The sequence below is a fragment of the Microbispora hainanensis genome (assembly GCF_006874475.1).
Lineage (GTDB): Bacteria > Actinomycetota > Actinomycetes > Streptosporangiales > Streptosporangiaceae > Microbispora > Microbispora hainanensis.
The window spans coordinates 45,275-60,301 of sequence record NZ_VIRM01000005.1; the positions used below are offsets into that span (position 1 = coordinate 45,275).

General features: G+C 72.3%; 17 protein-coding genes. 9 read left to right on the top strand and 8 right to left on the bottom strand.

Annotation, left to right across the window (positions count from 1 at the left end):
* Window positions 1-2 precede the first annotated feature (2 nt).
* Window positions 3-773 (top strand): imidazole glycerol phosphate synthase subunit HisF, encoded by a 771-nt coding sequence (gene hisF, locus FLX08_RS05765; RefSeq protein ID WP_142617152.1) that lies wholly within the window; start codon window positions 3-5, stop codon window positions 771-773.
* Window positions 774-816: 43 nt separating this feature from the next.
* Here the strand turns inward: hisF and FLX08_RS05770 are convergent, their stop codons facing one another.
* Window positions 817-1,056 carry a hypothetical protein gene (locus FLX08_RS05770; RefSeq protein ID WP_142617153.1) on the bottom strand — a complete coding sequence of 80 codons (240 nt, stop codon included), beginning with the start codon at window positions 1,054-1,056 and terminating at the stop codon, window positions 817-819.
* Between the two features lie 276 nt (window positions 1,057-1,332).
* On the opposite strand from FLX08_RS05770, the gene FLX08_RS05775 reads away from it, so the two are divergent.
* On the top strand, window positions 1,333-1,620 hold the full coding sequence (locus FLX08_RS05775; protein WP_142617154.1) for a chorismate mutase: 288 nt from the start codon (window positions 1,333-1,335) through the stop codon (window positions 1,618-1,620).
* A gap of 198 nt (window positions 1,621-1,818) precedes the next feature.
* Here the strand turns inward: FLX08_RS05775 and FLX08_RS40420 are convergent, their stop codons facing one another.
* The 3 genes from FLX08_RS40420 to FLX08_RS05780 all read right to left on the bottom strand — a co-directional run bounded on the left by FLX08_RS40420 (window position 1,819) and on the right by FLX08_RS05780 (window position 3,322).
* Window positions 1,819-1,980, bottom strand: a complete 162-nt coding sequence (locus FLX08_RS40420; protein ID WP_167530286.1) for a hypothetical protein — start codon at window positions 1,978-1,980, stop codon at window positions 1,819-1,821.
* A 438-nt stretch (window positions 1,981-2,418) separates the two neighbouring features.
* Window positions 2,419-2,583: a hypothetical protein gene (locus tag FLX08_RS40425; protein ID WP_167530287.1), complete on the bottom strand. Its 165-nt coding sequence runs from the start codon at window positions 2,581-2,583 to the stop codon at window positions 2,419-2,421.
* Window positions 2,584-2,686: 103 nt separating this feature from the next.
* On the bottom strand, window positions 2,687-3,322 hold the full coding sequence (locus FLX08_RS05780) for a TIGR03085 family metal-binding protein (protein ID WP_142617155.1): 636 nt from the start codon (window positions 3,320-3,322) through the stop codon (window positions 2,687-2,689).
* A gap of 264 nt (window positions 3,323-3,586) precedes the next feature.
* On the opposite strand from FLX08_RS05780, the gene FLX08_RS05785 reads away from it, so the two are divergent.
* From FLX08_RS05785 to FLX08_RS40430, 3 genes are all read left to right on the top strand, one after another.
* Window positions 3,587-5,368 (top strand): ABC transporter ATP-binding protein, encoded by a 1,782-nt coding sequence (locus FLX08_RS05785; protein ID WP_142617328.1) that lies wholly within the window; start codon window positions 3,587-3,589, stop codon window positions 5,366-5,368.
* Window positions 5,349-7,223: an ABC transporter ATP-binding protein gene (locus tag FLX08_RS05790; protein WP_142617156.1), complete on the top strand. Its 1,875-nt coding sequence runs from the start codon at window positions 5,349-5,351 to the stop codon at window positions 7,221-7,223. The genes FLX08_RS05785 and FLX08_RS05790 overlap by 20 nt, the downstream gene beginning before the upstream one ends.
* A gap of 567 nt (window positions 7,224-7,790) precedes the next feature.
* Window positions 7,791-7,949, top strand: a complete 159-nt coding sequence (locus tag FLX08_RS40430; protein ID WP_167530288.1) for a hypothetical protein — start codon at window positions 7,791-7,793, stop codon at window positions 7,947-7,949.
* A gap of 12 nt (window positions 7,950-7,961) precedes the next feature.
* On the opposite strand, the gene FLX08_RS05795 is transcribed toward FLX08_RS40430, so the two are convergent.
* The 4 genes from FLX08_RS05795 to FLX08_RS05810 form a co-directional block, all read right to left on the bottom strand.
* Window positions 7,962-8,762 (bottom strand): ABC transporter permease, encoded by an 801-nt coding sequence (locus FLX08_RS05795; protein WP_142617157.1) that lies wholly within the window; start codon window positions 8,760-8,762, stop codon window positions 7,962-7,964.
* 64 nt (window positions 8,763-8,826) lie between these two features.
* A complete protein-coding gene (locus FLX08_RS05800; protein ID WP_142617158.1) occupies window positions 8,827-9,696 on the bottom strand; it encodes an ABC transporter permease in 870 nt (289 codons plus the stop codon).
* Between the two features lie 71 nt (window positions 9,697-9,767).
* Window positions 9,768-11,000 (bottom strand): ABC transporter substrate-binding protein, encoded by a 1,233-nt coding sequence (locus FLX08_RS05805; protein ID WP_142617159.1) that lies wholly within the window; start codon window positions 10,998-11,000, stop codon window positions 9,768-9,770.
* 80 nt (window positions 11,001-11,080) lie between these two features.
* Entirely contained in the window at window positions 11,081-12,133 is a 1,053-nt protein-coding gene (locus tag FLX08_RS05810) for an ABC transporter ATP-binding protein (protein WP_142617160.1), read from the bottom strand.
* Window positions 12,134-12,266: 133 nt separating this feature from the next.
* Between FLX08_RS05810 and FLX08_RS05815 the strand changes: the two genes are divergently transcribed.
* The 4 genes from FLX08_RS05815 to FLX08_RS05830 all read left to right on the top strand — a co-directional run bounded on the left by FLX08_RS05815 (window position 12,267) and on the right by FLX08_RS05830 (window position 14,867).
* On the top strand, window positions 12,267-13,010 hold the full coding sequence (locus FLX08_RS05815; RefSeq protein ID WP_142617329.1) for a FadR/GntR family transcriptional regulator: 744 nt from the start codon (window positions 12,267-12,269) through the stop codon (window positions 13,008-13,010).
* A gap of 5 nt (window positions 13,011-13,015) precedes the next feature.
* Window positions 13,016-13,819, top strand: coding sequence for a cache domain-containing protein (locus FLX08_RS05820; protein ID WP_208761281.1), 804 nt, complete (start codon window positions 13,016-13,018; stop codon window positions 13,817-13,819).
* Window positions 13,820-13,881: 62 nt separating this feature from the next.
* The gene (gene hisI, locus FLX08_RS05825; RefSeq protein ID WP_030509961.1) at window positions 13,882-14,232 is read left to right on the top strand and encodes a phosphoribosyl-AMP cyclohydrolase; all 351 of its coding nucleotides are present in this window, start codon (window positions 13,882-13,884) and stop codon (window positions 14,230-14,232) included.
* Window positions 14,229-14,867 (top strand): Trp biosynthesis-associated membrane protein, encoded by a 639-nt coding sequence (locus FLX08_RS05830; protein WP_167530289.1) that lies wholly within the window; start codon window positions 14,229-14,231, stop codon window positions 14,865-14,867. The genes hisI and FLX08_RS05830 overlap by 4 nt, the downstream gene beginning before the upstream one ends.
* Window positions 14,868-15,027 lie beyond the last annotated feature (160 nt).

The window sequence follows — 15,027 nt, forward strand, 5'->3', positions numbered from 1 at the left end:
CGATGACCGTGGCGGTGCGGGTGATCCCCTGCCTGGACGTGGACGCGGGCCGGGTGGTCAAGGGGGTCAACTTCGAGAACCTCAGGGACGCCGGCGATCCGGTCGAGCTGGCCGCGCGCTACGACGCCGAGGGGGCCGACGAGCTGACCTTCCTCGACATCACCGCCTCATCCGGCGAGCGCGAGACCATGCTCGACGTGGTGCGCCGTACGGCCGAGCAGGTGTTCATCCCGCTGACGGTGGGCGGCGGCGTGCGGTCGGCCGACGACGTCGACCGGCTGCTGCGCGCGGGCGCCGACAAGGTCGGCATCAACACCGCGGCCATCGCACGGCCGGAACTGCTGACCGAGACCTCGCGCCGGTTCGGGTCGCAGTGCATCGTGCTGTCGGTGGACGCGCGCCGGGTGGTCGACGGGCCGCCCACGCCCTCCGGCTTCGAGGTGACGACCCACGGCGGGCGCCGGGGGACCGGCATCGACGCGGTGGAGTGGGCGCGCCGCGGGGAGGAGCTCGGCGTCGGCGAGATCCTGCTCAACTCCATGGACGGCGACGGCACCAAGTCGGGATACGACCTGGAGATGCTGCGGGCCGTACGGGCGGCGGTGAGCGTCCCGCTGATCGCCTCCGGCGGCGCCGGGCGGCTGGAGGACTTCCCGCCCGCCGTGGAGGCCGGTGCGGACGCCGTGCTGGCCGCCTCGGTCTTCCACTTCGGCCAGCTCAAGATCCACGAGGTCAAGGACACGCTGCGCGCGGCCGGGCACCCGGTCCGCTGACCGCCTGCCGGGGGCCGGACTCCGGCCCCCGGCAGGTGGGTTCTCAGTCGATGTCGATGATCGCCGTGGGGTAGGCGTCCGGGCCCGTCCCGAGCGACGACGACGCCATCGACTGGTATTGCCACTGTCCCTGGAAGGCGCCGCCGTGGCCGCCGTGGCCGCACCAGTCGTCCCCCCAGCACGTCGTGGCGGCGGACGCCTCGTGAGCGGGCTGGGCCGCCGCGAGACCGAAGGCGGCGAGGAACGCCAGGCCCAGCAGGCTCGGGAAACGCTTGGCACGCATAGCTGTCTCCTGTCCGTCAAAGGATCACGCGGCGCTCCGGAGTCCGCCCTCCTCAAATGGTCAGCCGGACACCGCACAACCGTCCATCCCAATCACCGCAAATAGGACGATAGTGGGCGAAAACCGGCATACATGATTGTGTGTTCTTTATCGGGACTTCGGCCGGATGGGAGCGATCGGGGAACGCACGGGGCGCGGGCTCGAGCGCCGGAGTGGATGTGCGGTTCCGTGCCCTAGAGTTGCGGGTGATCATCGACTCGCCGCCCGGAGGAGCACGTGTCCGACCCCGCCTCGCTCGACGACGTCCGCCGCCGGATCGACGAGCTCGACGCCCGTCTGACGGCACTGCTGGCCGAGCGGCAGCGTCTCGTGCGCGCCGCGGCCGCCTTCAAGACGGACGAGCAGGCCGTACGGGCTCCTGGCCGGGTGGAGCGGGTCGTGGCGGCGGCACGCGAGCGCGCGGAGCGCGAGGGGCTGTCCCCGGAGGTCGCCGAGGCCGTCTGGCGGGCGATGATCGGGGCGTTCGTGGAGTATGAGCTCACGGAGCACCGGCGGCGCGGGTAGCCCGGGCAACGTGGGGTCGCGGCCGGTCACGCGGGGATGCGAAAGGAGAGGCCGGCGGAGCAAGGCGGATGCCCTGCCGGCCTGTGCGCGGAGAGCCTCGGGGCTCTGGCTGTCAGTGTGGTTCGTTAGTGGTTCGTCGCTGCCTGTGGTGGTGATCGGGGGTACCTGAGGGGGAGCGGGGGCGGGCGGCCCGCGGTCTCAACTCAGCACCGAGGTGAAGAAGGTCGCCAATCTGCTGGCTCCGGTGTTGACCGTGTCGAACACGCCTCGCACGGCTCCTGCCGCCGCTTGCGGCTGGCTGTAGAGGTAGAAGACCACGAACGCGATGGCCGCGTACGTAAGAACCTTCTTCGCCTTCATCGGGGGGCCTCCTGCAGTCGGTATCCCGGTCGTTTGTACCCGGCGGCAGTAATGATCATAACTAGCCGAGAGGACATGAGGCCGTTCCGCCCTCATAGTGAGACGGCGGGATGCACCGGCTCGTCGCGGCGCGATACCGGCCACCTGCGGGCCTGTCCGAACTCCGCCGGCCCGCCCTGGAAAGAGCGGGGCCCGGCCCCTGAAACATGCGGGATCGGCCTTGGAACGAGCGCGGTTCAGGCCCGCGGCCGGCGGGGTCCGGACCCGCGCCGAAGGGGGTTCGAACCCGCGCCGAGCGGGGCTCCGCCCGAAACGAGCCAGGGGGCTACGCCCCTGATGAGCAGGGCGCTCCGCCCCCCAATGAGCAGCGGCGCTGCTCCGAATGAGCAGGGCGCTCCGCTCCGCATGAGCAGCGGCGCTGCTCCGAATGGGCGCGGCTCAGCCCGAGAGGAGCGAGGTGAAGAACGCGGACAGGCGTTCGGCTCCCGTGCCGATCCCCCCGAACAGGTTCTTGACCGCGCCCGCCGCGTTCGCCGGCTGCGTGAACAAATAGAAGACCACGAACGCGATGGCCAGATAGGTCAGGACCTTTTTGAGGTTCATCCGGGGCTCCCAAACGCTCCCACACGTCGTGCGCTGGTCTCACATGCTGCCCCATTGCACGAGGTTTACGTAGAGAATTCCGGACAACTCCCGTGATTCATCCTCATGGCCCCAAACGGGCTTCCTGGAGCCGGGCGACCGCCGCGCCGTCCCCGTCGTACGTGACCCGGGCGTGCGCCTGCCTGCCGAACGCGAACAGCAGCAGCTCCGACGGCTCGCCGGTGACCACCACGGCGGGCTCGGCCATCCGCCCGGCGGTCTTCGCGCCGTCGGGACGGCGGAGCACGACCCCCACCGGAGCCTTGCGCAGGAAGAGCCGGGCGCCGCCGCGCAGCCGCTTCCAGAACGTCTCCTGGAGGTCGCGCGGGATGACGCGGGGCTCCCAGCCGTCCTGCGCCCGCCGTACGTCCTCGTGGTGGACGAAGAACTCCGCCGTGTTGACGATCTCGTCCAGGCCGGGGACCAGCCCGTACGGCGTCCAGCGCGGCGGGCCCTGACGGACGAGCCCGACCAGCTCGGGATAGGGGTGGCGGCGCTTGACGCGCTCCTGCACGGCGGCGGTGTAGCCCGCCATGAACGGCAGCGCGATGCCGGGCGCGGCGTCGAGCCGGCGCTCGCGCAGGACGAGGTGGGCCGTGAGGTCCGCCGTCGCCCATCCCTCGCACAGCGTGGGCGCCTCGGGGCCGAGGCGGTCGAGCAGGTCGCAGAGCGCCGCGCGCTCTGTCTGGGCGTGTGTCACGCGATCAGCCTATGCGTCCCCCGTCCCGCCCGGACCGGCCGCCGCGCGTGTCCGAGGAATAAACCGGTTGATCAGGATGATAGGGAGTAACTAGGACCAAGGGCTCGGGCGGCGTCGGTCCGGTGACCGATCCGGTGGCGTCCCCGAGTGAGTAACGTCCCCCTTCGGGGCGCTCGCAGGGAGCGGCCCCGGCAGGTCCCCCGATCGGAAGGAACGCACCGCGTGCCGACGAAGGAGTCACCCGCGCGGCCCGGCAGCTCAGTCATGCTCCAGGGTCTCAAGGTCATCGGCGTGGCGATCAGAACCGAGCCGAAGATCTTCACCGGCGCGGTCGTCGCCAGCGCCGTCTACGGCGCGATGACCGTCGCCGCGTCCTGGGCGCTCGGCTGGGCGACCGACAACGCGGTGCTGCCCGCGTTCCGGGACGGCGCGGCGAGCACGGGCACGCTGGTCGTGGCGGCCCTGCTGATCGTGGGCGTGGCGGTGCTCAAGGCCGCGGGGATCATGGGCCGGCGCATCATGGCCGGGATCCACCAATACCGCATGCAGGCCCACTCCCGCCGCGCCGTCACCCGGCAGTACCTGCGGCTGCCCCTCGCCTGGCACCACCGCCACCCGACCGGGCAGCTGCTGTCCAACGCCAACTCCGACGTCGAGGCGGCCTGGGCGCCGCTCGCCCCGCTGCCGATGGCGGTGGGCGTGGTCGTGATGCTGGTGACGGCCGCCGTGGCGATCGTGCTGGTCGACCCGGTGCTCGCCGTCGTCGGCTTCCTGATCTTCCCGGCCGTGGCCGTGCTCAACCTGGTCTACCAGCGCAGGCTCTCCCCGCTCGCGATGCGGGCCCAGCAGCTGCGGGCCGAGGTGAGCGAGGTCGCCCATGAGAGCTTCGACGGCGCGCTCGTCGTCAAGACCCTCGGCCGCGAGGACGCGGAGACCGCGCGCTTCCAGGCGAAGGCCGACGCGCTGCGGGACGCCAACGTCGCCGTCGGCCGGGTCCGCGGGCTGTTCGACCCCATGCTGGAGGCGCTGCCCACGCTCGGCGTGCTCGCCGTGCTGCTCGTCGGGTCGCTGCGGCTGGAGTCGGGCGGCGTCGCGGCGGGCGACCTGATCCAGGTGGCCTACCTGTTCACCCTCCTCGCCTTCCCGATCCGGGCGCTCGGCTGGGTGCTGGCCGAGCTGCCGCGCAGCGTCGTCGGCTGGACGCGGGTCAGGGACGTCCTCGACGCCACCGGCTCGATGGAGTACGGCACCGCCCGCCTGGACGACTCCGGCCCGGCCCGGGTGGAGGCCGGGGGCGTGTCCTACGCGTACGTGCCGGGGAGCCCGGTGCTGAAGGACGTGAGCTTCGCCGTGGCGCCGGGCCGTACGATCGCGCTCGTCGGGCCGACGGGGGCGGGCAAGTCGACGCTCACCCAGCTGCTCGCGCGCCTGATCGACCCCGGCGAGGGCGTCGTCCGCGTCGACGGCGTCGACCTGCGCGAGGTGGCCAGGGGCGAGGTGAGCGCGTCGGTGGCGCTCGTGCCGCAGCAGACGTTCCTGTTCGACGACACCGTGCGCGGCAACATCGACCTCGGCGGCCAGGTGCCGGACGAGCGGGTCTGGGCCGCGCTGCGGCTCGCGCAGGCCGACGGCTTCGTCAGCGCGCTGCCGTCCGGCCTGGACACCCGGATCGGCGAGCGCGGCGCGACGCTGTCGGGCGGCCAGCGCCAGCGGCTCGCCCTCGCCCGCGCGCTCGTGCGCGAGCCCCGGCTGCTCATCCTCGACGACGCCACCTCCAGCGTCGACCCGCAGGTCGAAAAGCGCATCCTGTACGGCCTGCGCGACAGCGCCGCGGAGGCCACGGTGATCGTGGTCGCCTACCGGATGGCGACGATCGCGCTGGCCGACGAGGTCGTTTACCTGGAGCAGGGCGTGGTCGCCGACCACGGCACCCACGAGCAGCTCCTGGCCCGCTGCGCGGGCTATCGCGACCTCGTCACCGCCTACGAGCGCGAGGAGGCCGAACGCGCCGCGCTCGAAGACACCGATGAGGAGGTCGTGGCATGACGTCCGGCCCGAAGACCCTGACGAGGAGCGTGACGCGGTGACCGCCGTGACCGACCCTGCGACCGACACGGCCACAGGAGAGACCTCGTCCCTGCGGTCGGCCGACCGGAGCGCCCTGGAGACGCTCAGGCAGGGCCTGCGGCTGTCGCCGGAGTTCCGCCGCGGGCTCGCCGGCACGCTCGTGCTGGCCGTGCTGGCGACGCTGGGCAAGGTCGTCGTGCCGATCGCCGTGCAGCAGGTGATCGACCGCGGCCTGGGATCGGGCACGCCCGACCTGCCGTTCATCCGGAACGCGGTCGTCCTGTGCGCGCTCGCCGTCGTGCTGACCGCGCTGTGCGGCTACCTGATGAACGTCCGGCTCTACCGCTCCACCGAGTCGGGCCTGGCGGCCCTGCGCGGCAAGGGCTTCCGCCACGTGCACGACCTGTCGGTGCTGACGCAGAACACCGAGCGGCGCGGCGGCCTGGTGTCCCGCGTGACCGGCGACGTCGACCAGATCAGCACGTTCATGCAGTGGGGCGGGCTGATGGTCATCGTGTCCGCCGGCCAGCTCGTGGTGGCGACCGTGCTCATGGCCGTCTACTCCTGGCAGCTCACGCTGATCGTGTGGGCCTGCTTCCTGCCGCTGGTGCTGGCCCTGCCCCGCTTCCAGCGCCTGGTGGCCAGGGCGTACACCAAGGTGCGCGAGCGCGCCGGCGACGTCCTCGCCGCCGTCAGCGAGTCGGTCGTCGGCAGCGCGGTGATCCGGGCGTACGGCTCGGAGGACCGCACGGCCGAGCGGATCGACACGGCGGTGGACGGGATGCGCGCGGCGCAGACCCGGGCCCAGAAGATCGTCGGCTTCACGTTCCCGGTCACCGAGCTGGTCGCCTCGATCACGGTCGCGCTGGTGGTCGTGGCCGGGGTCTGGCTGGGCATCGCCGACTCGATCACGGCCGGGCGGCTCATCGCGTTCCTGTTCCTGATCACGCTGTTCATCAGCCCGCTGCAGACCGCGACCGAGGTGCTGAACGAGGCGCAGAACGCGATCGCCGGGTGGCGGCGCATCCTGGGCGTGCTCGACACCCCGGCCGACGTGGCCGACCCCGAGAACGGCGCGACGCTGCCGCGCGGCCCGATCTCGGTCCGCTTCGACGGCGTGGGCTTCGCCTACCCGGGCGGGCCGCCGGTGCTCCACGACGTGTCGGTCGAGATCCCGCCGCGCACGCGGGTCGCCGTCGTGGGGGAGACCGGGTCGGGCAAGACGACCTTCGCCAAGCTGCTCACCCGGCTCATGGACCCGACCTCCGGCCGGATCCTCGTGGACGGCACCGACCTGAGCACGGTGAGCTTCTCCTCGCTCAGGGAGCGGATCGTCATGGTCCCGCAGGACGGGTTCCTGTTCGACTCGACGCTTGAGGAGAACATCCGCTTCGGACGGCCCTCGGCGACCCGGGAGGAGATCACCAGGGCCCTGACCGAGCTCGGCCTGGCCGACTGGCTCGACGGCCTGCCCGCCGGGCTGGACAGCCCGGTCGGCCAGCGGGGCGAGTCGCTGTCGGCCGGCGAGCGCCAGCTCGTCGCGCTGGCCCGCGCCTACCTCGCCGACCCCGACCTGCTGCTGCTCGACGAGGCCACCTCCGCCGTGGACCCGGCCACCGAGGTGCGCCTCGCCCGCGCCCTCGACGGCATCACCCGTGGTCGTACGGCCGTCTCGATCGCCCACCGCCTGTCCACCGCCCAGGCGGCCGACGAGGTCCTGGTGTTCGAGCACGGCCGGATCGTCCAGCGCGGCCCCCACGCCGTCCTGGTCGAGCAGCCCGGCGTGTACGCCGACCTCTACGCCTCCTGGACCACCGCCACCACCGTCCGCTGAAGGCCACGTCACTTACGAAGGACGTCACGGACAGCCCGCTCCTGCTGATCCTCGACGTGTGGGAGATGCAGGAATATCGGGAGCCTCTCTACGGGCGGTTCGACCTGGCCCTGCAGGTGCATCCGTTCCGGCCACATGAGGCGGCCATGATGCTGCCGGATCTGGCCCCGGCCGACCGCGCGGTGGTGTACGGCGTCGTCGGCGGAACGCCTCTTTACCTGAGTTGGTGGAGGCAGGAGCTGACGATCGAGCAGAACCTGCTCCGCCTGGCGGGCCGGCCGGGGCGCCGCTGCTCACCGAAGGCGAGCTCGTGCTGGCCACGGAGGCGGAGGCCGGCGAATATCCGGCGGCCGTCCTGCAGGCCGTGGCGAACGGCAACCGCTTCGCCGACCCCTTCCTCGCCTTCTACCTGGGCCCGCTCTCGCGTTATCGCGCCGACATCGAGCCGGGCGCCGGGCCGGACGTCGTCCAGGCTCTGTACGAGGCGATGAGCGAGCATCTCGGGCAGGTCTACGAGGAGGCGTTCCGCGACCACCTGCGGCGGCGCGCCGCGGCGGGCGCCGCACCGTGGACGCGGAACGGCTGCGGGCGCGGCTGTCGCGCAAGGCGGCGGACCTCACCGGCGACGTGGACGCGCTCACCTACGCGGTGTGCGCCCGCGAGGAGGTCACGCACGTACGCGAGGGCGTGCTGCAGATCACCGCGGCCGACATCTTCCGGCCCTGATCAGCGCGCTCCTCAGCGGGTCTGGGGGTCACCGCCGGACAGGCGCTGGGCCAGGTAGATCGGGATCACCGACAGCAGGATCAGCGCGGCGGCGACCACGTTGACCACCGGCGCCTGGTTGGGCCGGAACAGGTTCTCGAAGATCCAGATCGGCAGCGTGCGGACGCCGGCCCCGGCGGTGAACGTCGTGACGATGATCTCGTCGAACGACAGCGCGAAGGCGAGCAGCCCGCCCGCGAGCAGCGCCGAGCGCATCATCGGGAACGTCACCAGGCGGAACGTGGTGAACGTGTCCGCCCCGAGGTCGGCCGACGCCTCCTCCAGGTTCAGGCCCATGCGGCGCAGCCGGGCCAGCACGTTGTTGTAGACGGTGACCACGCAGAACGTCGCGTGGCCGACGATCACGGTCAGCAGCCCGAGAGGCAGGCCGAGCACCGTGTGGAAGGTGTTGCTCAGCGCGATGCCGGTCACGATGCCGGGCAGGGCGATGGGCAGCACGATCACCAGCGAGACCGTCTCCCGGCCGAAGAACCGGTAGCGCTGCACCGCGAAGGCGGCCATCGTGCCGAGCACGAGCGCGATCGCGGTCGCGCCGAGACCCGCCTGGACCGAGGTCCACAGCGCGTCGCGCAGCCCGGCCGAGTCCCAGGCGGCGCCCCACCAGCGCAGCGTGAAGCCGGCCGGCGGCCAGGAGAAGGTCCGGTCGGAGTTGAACGAGTTGAGCAGCACCACGGCCAGCGGCACGTAGATCACGGCAAGGCCGGCCACCAGCGCCGCCCGCAGCAGCGTCCGGGCCGTACGAGACAGGTTCACCGGGCCTCCTTCGCCGGCCGGTGCATCAGGTCGCCGTGCTTGCCGGTTCGTTCGCTTCGCTCTCTCACAGGTTCTCCAGCGCGCCGGTGCGGCGTACGGCCGCGAGGTAGACCAGCATGATCACAACGGGGACGGTGGCGACGGCGGCGGCGAAGGGCAGGTTGTTGGCCGCGCCGATGTTGTCGTAGACCACGTTGCCGATGAGCTGGGTCTTGCCGCCGACGATCTTCACGGTGATGTAGTCGCCCAGGGAGAGCGAGAAGGTGAAGATCGACCCCGCCACGGCGGCGGGGAAGGTCAGCGGCCAGACCACCGTGCGGAAGGTCCGCCACCCGCGCGCGCCGAGATCGCCGGCCGCGTCGAGCAGCGAGTCGGGCAGCCGTTCGAGTCCCGCGTAGATCGGCAGGATCATGTACGGCAGCCACAGGTACGACAGGGTCACCACGGTGGCGGTCAGGCCGTAACCCCAGCCGAGCACGCCGTCCGACGACAGCATCACCCGCCACGCGTACGCCTTGACCAGGTAGGACGCCCACAGCGGGGTGAGCACGGCGATCACCAGCCAGCGCTGGGCCCGCGGCGAGGCCAGCTTGGCCATCGCGAACGCCATGGGGAAGGCCACCACCAGGTCGATCAGCGTGACCGCCGCGGCCACGCCGAGCGAGCGCAGGGCGACCGTGCGATAGACCTCGCCGGTGACCAGATCGGTGAAGTTCGCCCAGGTGAACACCTTGACCACGTCGCCGGTGAACACGTCCGTCGACCAGAACGCGGTGACGAGAAGGGCGGCGAGCGCGCCCAGGTAGGCGAGCCCCAGCCAGGCCAGGGGCGCCGACAGCAGCAGCGACAGCCGCACCCCGGCGTGCCGGTGCAGGAATGAGGCGGCCCGCCTCCGCATCCCGGGGGAGGCGGCCGTCGTCGTGAGGGTCGTCATCGTCTTCTCTCCGTAGGGCTGCTCATGCGGCCGAGGGGGACGGCCGGGCGGCCGTCCCCCCGGGGGAGCGCTCAGCCCTTGATCTCGGTCCAGGCCCGGGTCCACTCGGAGTAGTCGGTGCACTTGACGTCGGTGCGCCCGTCGAGGCACTGCGTGATCGGCGTGGTCCAGTAGTGGACCTTGGAGAAGTACTCCTCGTCGGTCGCGTGGTAGATGTCGCAGAAGGACCTGTCGGAGGTCTGCTCGCACGCCTTGGCGTTGGCCGGCGCCTCGCCGAACCACTCGGCCACCTGCGCGTTGGCCGTGGGGGAGATGATCCAGTCGAGCCACTTGTAGGCGCAGTTGGGGTGCTTGGCCTGCGCGGCGACCATCCACGTGTCCGACCAGCCGGTGGAGCCCTCCTTGGGCAGCGTCGTCTTCACCGGCGCCTTGTCGGCCTCCACCAGGTTGGCGATCACCTGCCAGGTCGTGCCCACGACCGTGTCGCCGGACTTGAACGACTGCACCGCCTTGGTGTAGTCGGACCAGTATTCGCCGATGTTCTGCTTCTGCTGCTTGAGCAGGTCGACCGCGGCCTTGAGCTGCGTGTCGTCCAGCGCGTACGGGTCCTTGATCCCCAGCTTGGGCTTCGCCGACATGAGGTAGAGCGCCGCGTCGGCGATGTAGATGGGGGAGTCGTAGGCCGTCACCTTGCCCTTGTAGGGCGAGGCGGGGTCGAAGACGACGCCCCAGGAGTCGGGGGCCGGATTCACCGTGTCCGTGCGCCACATGAGCAGGTTCGCGCCACGGCCGTGCGGGATGCCGTACGCGACCCCGTTGACCGAGTTCCACGGCTTGAGCTTCAGCCCGTCGAACACGTCCTTGTAGTTGGGCACGAGGTCGGTGTTGACCGGCGCGACCGTGCCCGAGGCGATCAGGCGCAGTGAGGCGTCGCCGGAGGCCGACACCGCGTCGTACTCGCCGGTCTTCATCAGGTTGACCATCTCGTCGGACGTGCCTGCGGTCTTGGTGTTGACCGTGCAGCCGGTGGCCTTCTCGAACGGGTGGACCCAGTCGACCTTGGGGTCGTTGGAGCCGTCTTCCGCGTAGCCGGCCCAGGCGACGAGGTTGACCTGTCCCTCGCCGGGGCCGAGGGACTTCAGGGCCTCGATCTTCGGCGGGGTGAAGGCGCCGCCGCCGGGGGCGGCGGCCGAGCCGCCGCCGTCGGTGGACGACCCGCCGCCGCAGCCCGCGACGGCCGCGAGGGCGAGCGCGGCGGTGAGGACGAGAGACGGCCTGGCGAAACGCGGACGGGGGGACCGCATCGTGGTTCTCCTTGCTGTGAACGGTGCCGGGGCGCCGGGTGGTGTGGGGCGCCGGGTGGTGTGGGGGCGCGGTGGCGGAGTCAGCCGGCGGCGACCGGCTCGGCGGGGGTGTCGACGGGGAACTCGTGCCGCCGGTTCCACACGAGGCGGACGCGGGCGCCGCGCAGGCCCGTCACGTCCATGGAGGACGCCTGCAGGTTCTGCTGGAGGGCGATCAGGCGCCCGCCCGCGTCGAGGTCCACGACGAACCGGGTCGCCGGGCCGGCGTACACGACCTCGCGGATCACACCGGCGGCCTCGTGCTCGTCCGGTGCCGGCGGCTCCTCGCCGAGCACGACGCGCAGCTTCTCGGGCCGGACGCTGAAGGTGCCCTCCCTGCCCAGCACGGCCCGCGCGGCCTCGCCGGAGACGAGGTTGGAGGTGCCCACGAACGAGGCGACGAAGGCGGTGGCCGGGCGCTCGTACACCTCGGCGGGGGTGCCGATCTGCTCGATCCTGCCCTGGTTGAACACCGCGATCCGGTCGCTCATCGTCAGCGCCTCCTCCTGGTCGTGGGTCACGAACAGGAACGTGATGCCGACCTCCCGCTGGATCGCCTTCAGCTCGACCTGCATCTCCTCGCGGAGCTTGAGGTCGAGCGCGCCGAGCGGCTCGTCGAGCAGCAGCACGCGCGGCCGGTTGACCAGCGCGCGGGCCAGCGCGACCCGCTGGCGCTGGCCGCCGGACAGCTGGGCCGGGCGCCGCTTCTCGAAGCCCTCAAGCCGCACCGAGCGCAGCGCGGCGAGCGCCCGCTCGCGCCGCTCCGCTCGCGGCACCTTCTTGACCCGCAGGCCGTACTCGACGTTGTCCAGCACGCTCATGTGGGGGAACAGCGCGTAGTCCTGGAAGACCGTGTTCACGTCCCGCTCGAAGGGCGCGAGCCGCGTGACGTCACGCCCGCCCAGCTCGACGGTGCCCGCCGTGGGCGACTCGAACCCGGCGATCATGCGCAGCACGGTGGTCTTCCCCGACCCTGACGGCCCGAGCATCGCGAAGAACTCCCCGTCGGCGACGTCGAGGTCGATCCCGGCCACCGCCTCGACCGGCCCGAAGTTCTTGCGCAGGCCGCGAAGACTGACTGCTTGGTCTGGCATGACGTAAAACATATGGAGTTAAATGTTTCGCGTAAAGACCCGATCCGGTATCACTGTTGCGAACTTCCGCGGATGCCCGATTTTTCGCGACGGCGCGGGCGAACAGCGGGCGAACAGGAGTGCGACCGTGAACATGGCCCGCCTGGCCGTCTTCTCACCCGTGGACAGCACCGCCCGGGTGGACGCCGTGGTCCGGCGGCTCGCCGACGCGATCGCGGTCGGCCTGCTCGCCGACGGGGAGCAGCTGCCCAGCGAGGCCGAGCTCGCGGGCCGGCTCGGCGTCTCCACCGTGACCCTGCGGGAGGCGCTCATGGCGCTGCGCCAGCAGGGGATGGTCGAGACGCGGCGCGGCCGGGGCGGCGGCAGCTTCGTGCGGCGCCCCGCCGGGTTCGACCCTCTGGCGCGGCTGCGCGCGTTCGCCCCCGATGAGCTGCGCGACTTCGGCGACCACTACGCGGCCGTCGCGGGGGCGGCGGCCCGGCTCGCCGCCGAGCGCTCGCTGCCCTCGGACGTCGCGCCCCTGCGGCGCACGCTGGACGAGATGGACGCCGTCGCCGCCGCGCCGGGGGCGGCCGGGTCCGCGGAGGCGTGCGCCCGGCTGCGCCGGCTCGACGGCCGGTTCCACATCGAGGTCGCGGCGGCCTCGCAGTCGGCTCGCCTCACTCAGGAGGAGATCCGGTTACAGGCTGACATCGGAGCGTTGCTCTGGCTTCCGCACGAGGGCCTGGGCGGGCACCATGAGACGGCGGCACAGCATCGCGCCATCGCCGGGGCCGTCGAGCGCGGCGACGGCGAGCAGGCCAGGGCCGTCGCCGAGCGGCACGTGCTCGACGCGACACGACACCTCATCGAGCTTCGGCTGCGTCTGCGGGAGTGACAGGCATGAGCACAATGGCGTCTCTTGCGCAGGCCGGGCACGACCGTGCCGCCGCGGCCGTGACGCGCGTGCGCGAGGCCGCCGAGGGCGTCTTCGAGGCGCTGCGCGAGGTCCGCGACGCCGCCGTCGCCTGCGTCCTGCCCGCGGGGGGCACGCGCCGCCCGGTGGCGGCCGACCTCGCGGCGCTGCGCCCGCTGCTGTGGGCCCGGCTGCGCGGCGGCGCGCTGCCCGCCCGTATGCCCGCCCATTTGCCGGCCCATCTTCCGGCCCATCTGCCGGCCCATTTGCCGGCGCTGATCGCGGGGATCGGCTTCATCGCCGCGCCCGGCCTCCTGGCTGATGCGCCGTGGTACCTGGAGTGGTGGCAGGAGAACCCCTCCGGAGATCCCGTGCGGCTCCTGCGGGACATGGACCCGGCGAGCAGCGCCTTCTACGACTACACCCACTGGGACTGGTACGCCGGCCCGTCGTCCGGCGCGGAGCGCACGATCTGCGGACCGTACGTCGACTACCTGTGCACCGACGAGTACAGCCTCACGCTGTCGGTGCCCGTGCTGGCCGGCGGGACCTTCGCCGGGGTGGCCGCGGCCGACGTGTTCGTCCGGCGGTTCGAGGCCGCGGTGCTCCCGGCGCTGCGCGCGATCCCGGGCCCGGCGTTCCTCGTCAACGACGAGGGCCGGGTCGTCGCGTCCAACACCGCGAGCCGGGTCACGGGATCGGTCTACCGGGGCGGCTCGCACGACGGGGAGCACGCCGTACGCCGGGTGGGCGATCTTCCGCTGTCGCTGGTGACCACGGCGCCCGCATAGCGCGGCGGCGGACCGCCATAGCGGCGGCGGGGGCGGCCGGGGCCTGCGGCAGAATTGGCCCCATGGCCCTCGACCCCAAGATCGCCGACCGGCTGAAGCGCACGCCGGACGGCCTGGTGCCCGCGATCGTCCAGCAGCACGACACCGGAGAGGTGCTCATGCTCGCCTGGATGGACGACGAGGCGCTGCACCGCACGCTCACCACCGGCCGGGCGACCTACTGGTCCCGCAGCCGGGGGGAGTACTGGGTGAAGGGCGACACCTCCGGCCACGTGCAGTGGGTCAAGCACGTGGCGCTCGACTGCGACGGCGACACGATCCTGCTCAAGGTCGACCAGGTGGGGGCGGCCTGCCACACCGGCGACCGCACCTGCTTCGACGCCGACGTCCTCGACGTGAGCGGCGCGCCGTGACCGCCCCCGCCCCCGCCCGCGATCAGGCGCGTACGGCGCGGCGCTCGCTGCTGGTGTGGCTGGCCGCCAGCGCCGTGGGCGGCGGGCTCGCGCTGCTGGCCGCGGGCCGCGTGTGGGTCACGCTCGGCACCTCGGGCAACACGGCGGGAGGCCCCGCGGGGGCGGGCAGCGGCTCCCTCACGGGCAACGACCTGGTCGCCTGGCTCACCCCCGCCGTGCTGGCCGCGCTCGCCGCCGTTCTGGCCGTGCTGGCGACCCGGGGGGTCGCGCGGCGCGTGACGAGCGTGGTGGTCGCCCTCCTCGGCGTCGCGGCCGCGGCCGGGGCCTGGGACGGCACGCGCGAGGCGACGATCCTGTCCGTGGCCGCGCGGCACATGACGACCGCGGTGACGTCCTCCGGTCACATCTCCGTGGAGTCGCGCGCCTGGGTCTGGCCGCTGCTGACCGCCGCGGGCGGCCTCGTCCTCGCCGGGGCGGGCGTGGTGGCGGCGATCCTGAGCGTGCGCTGGCCCGGCATGTCGAGCAGGTACGAGCGGGGGGCCGGGAGCGCCGGCACGGGCGGCACCGCCCGGGTCAAGGACGCCGACAGGGCCATGTGGGACGCCATCGACGAGGGCGAGGACCCCACCGCGTAGCCCGTCCGCCGGCCGGGGAGACCCCTCTCCGTGTGTGCTGGAGCGTTCACACCTCGATTACAAATTGTCCACAAAGCCGATCAGCGGCCCGACGGGCCACGCTGCTGCCGATAGGCTTCCCGCCGACCTCTGATCGTCGCACGGGAGACCGAATGAGCCA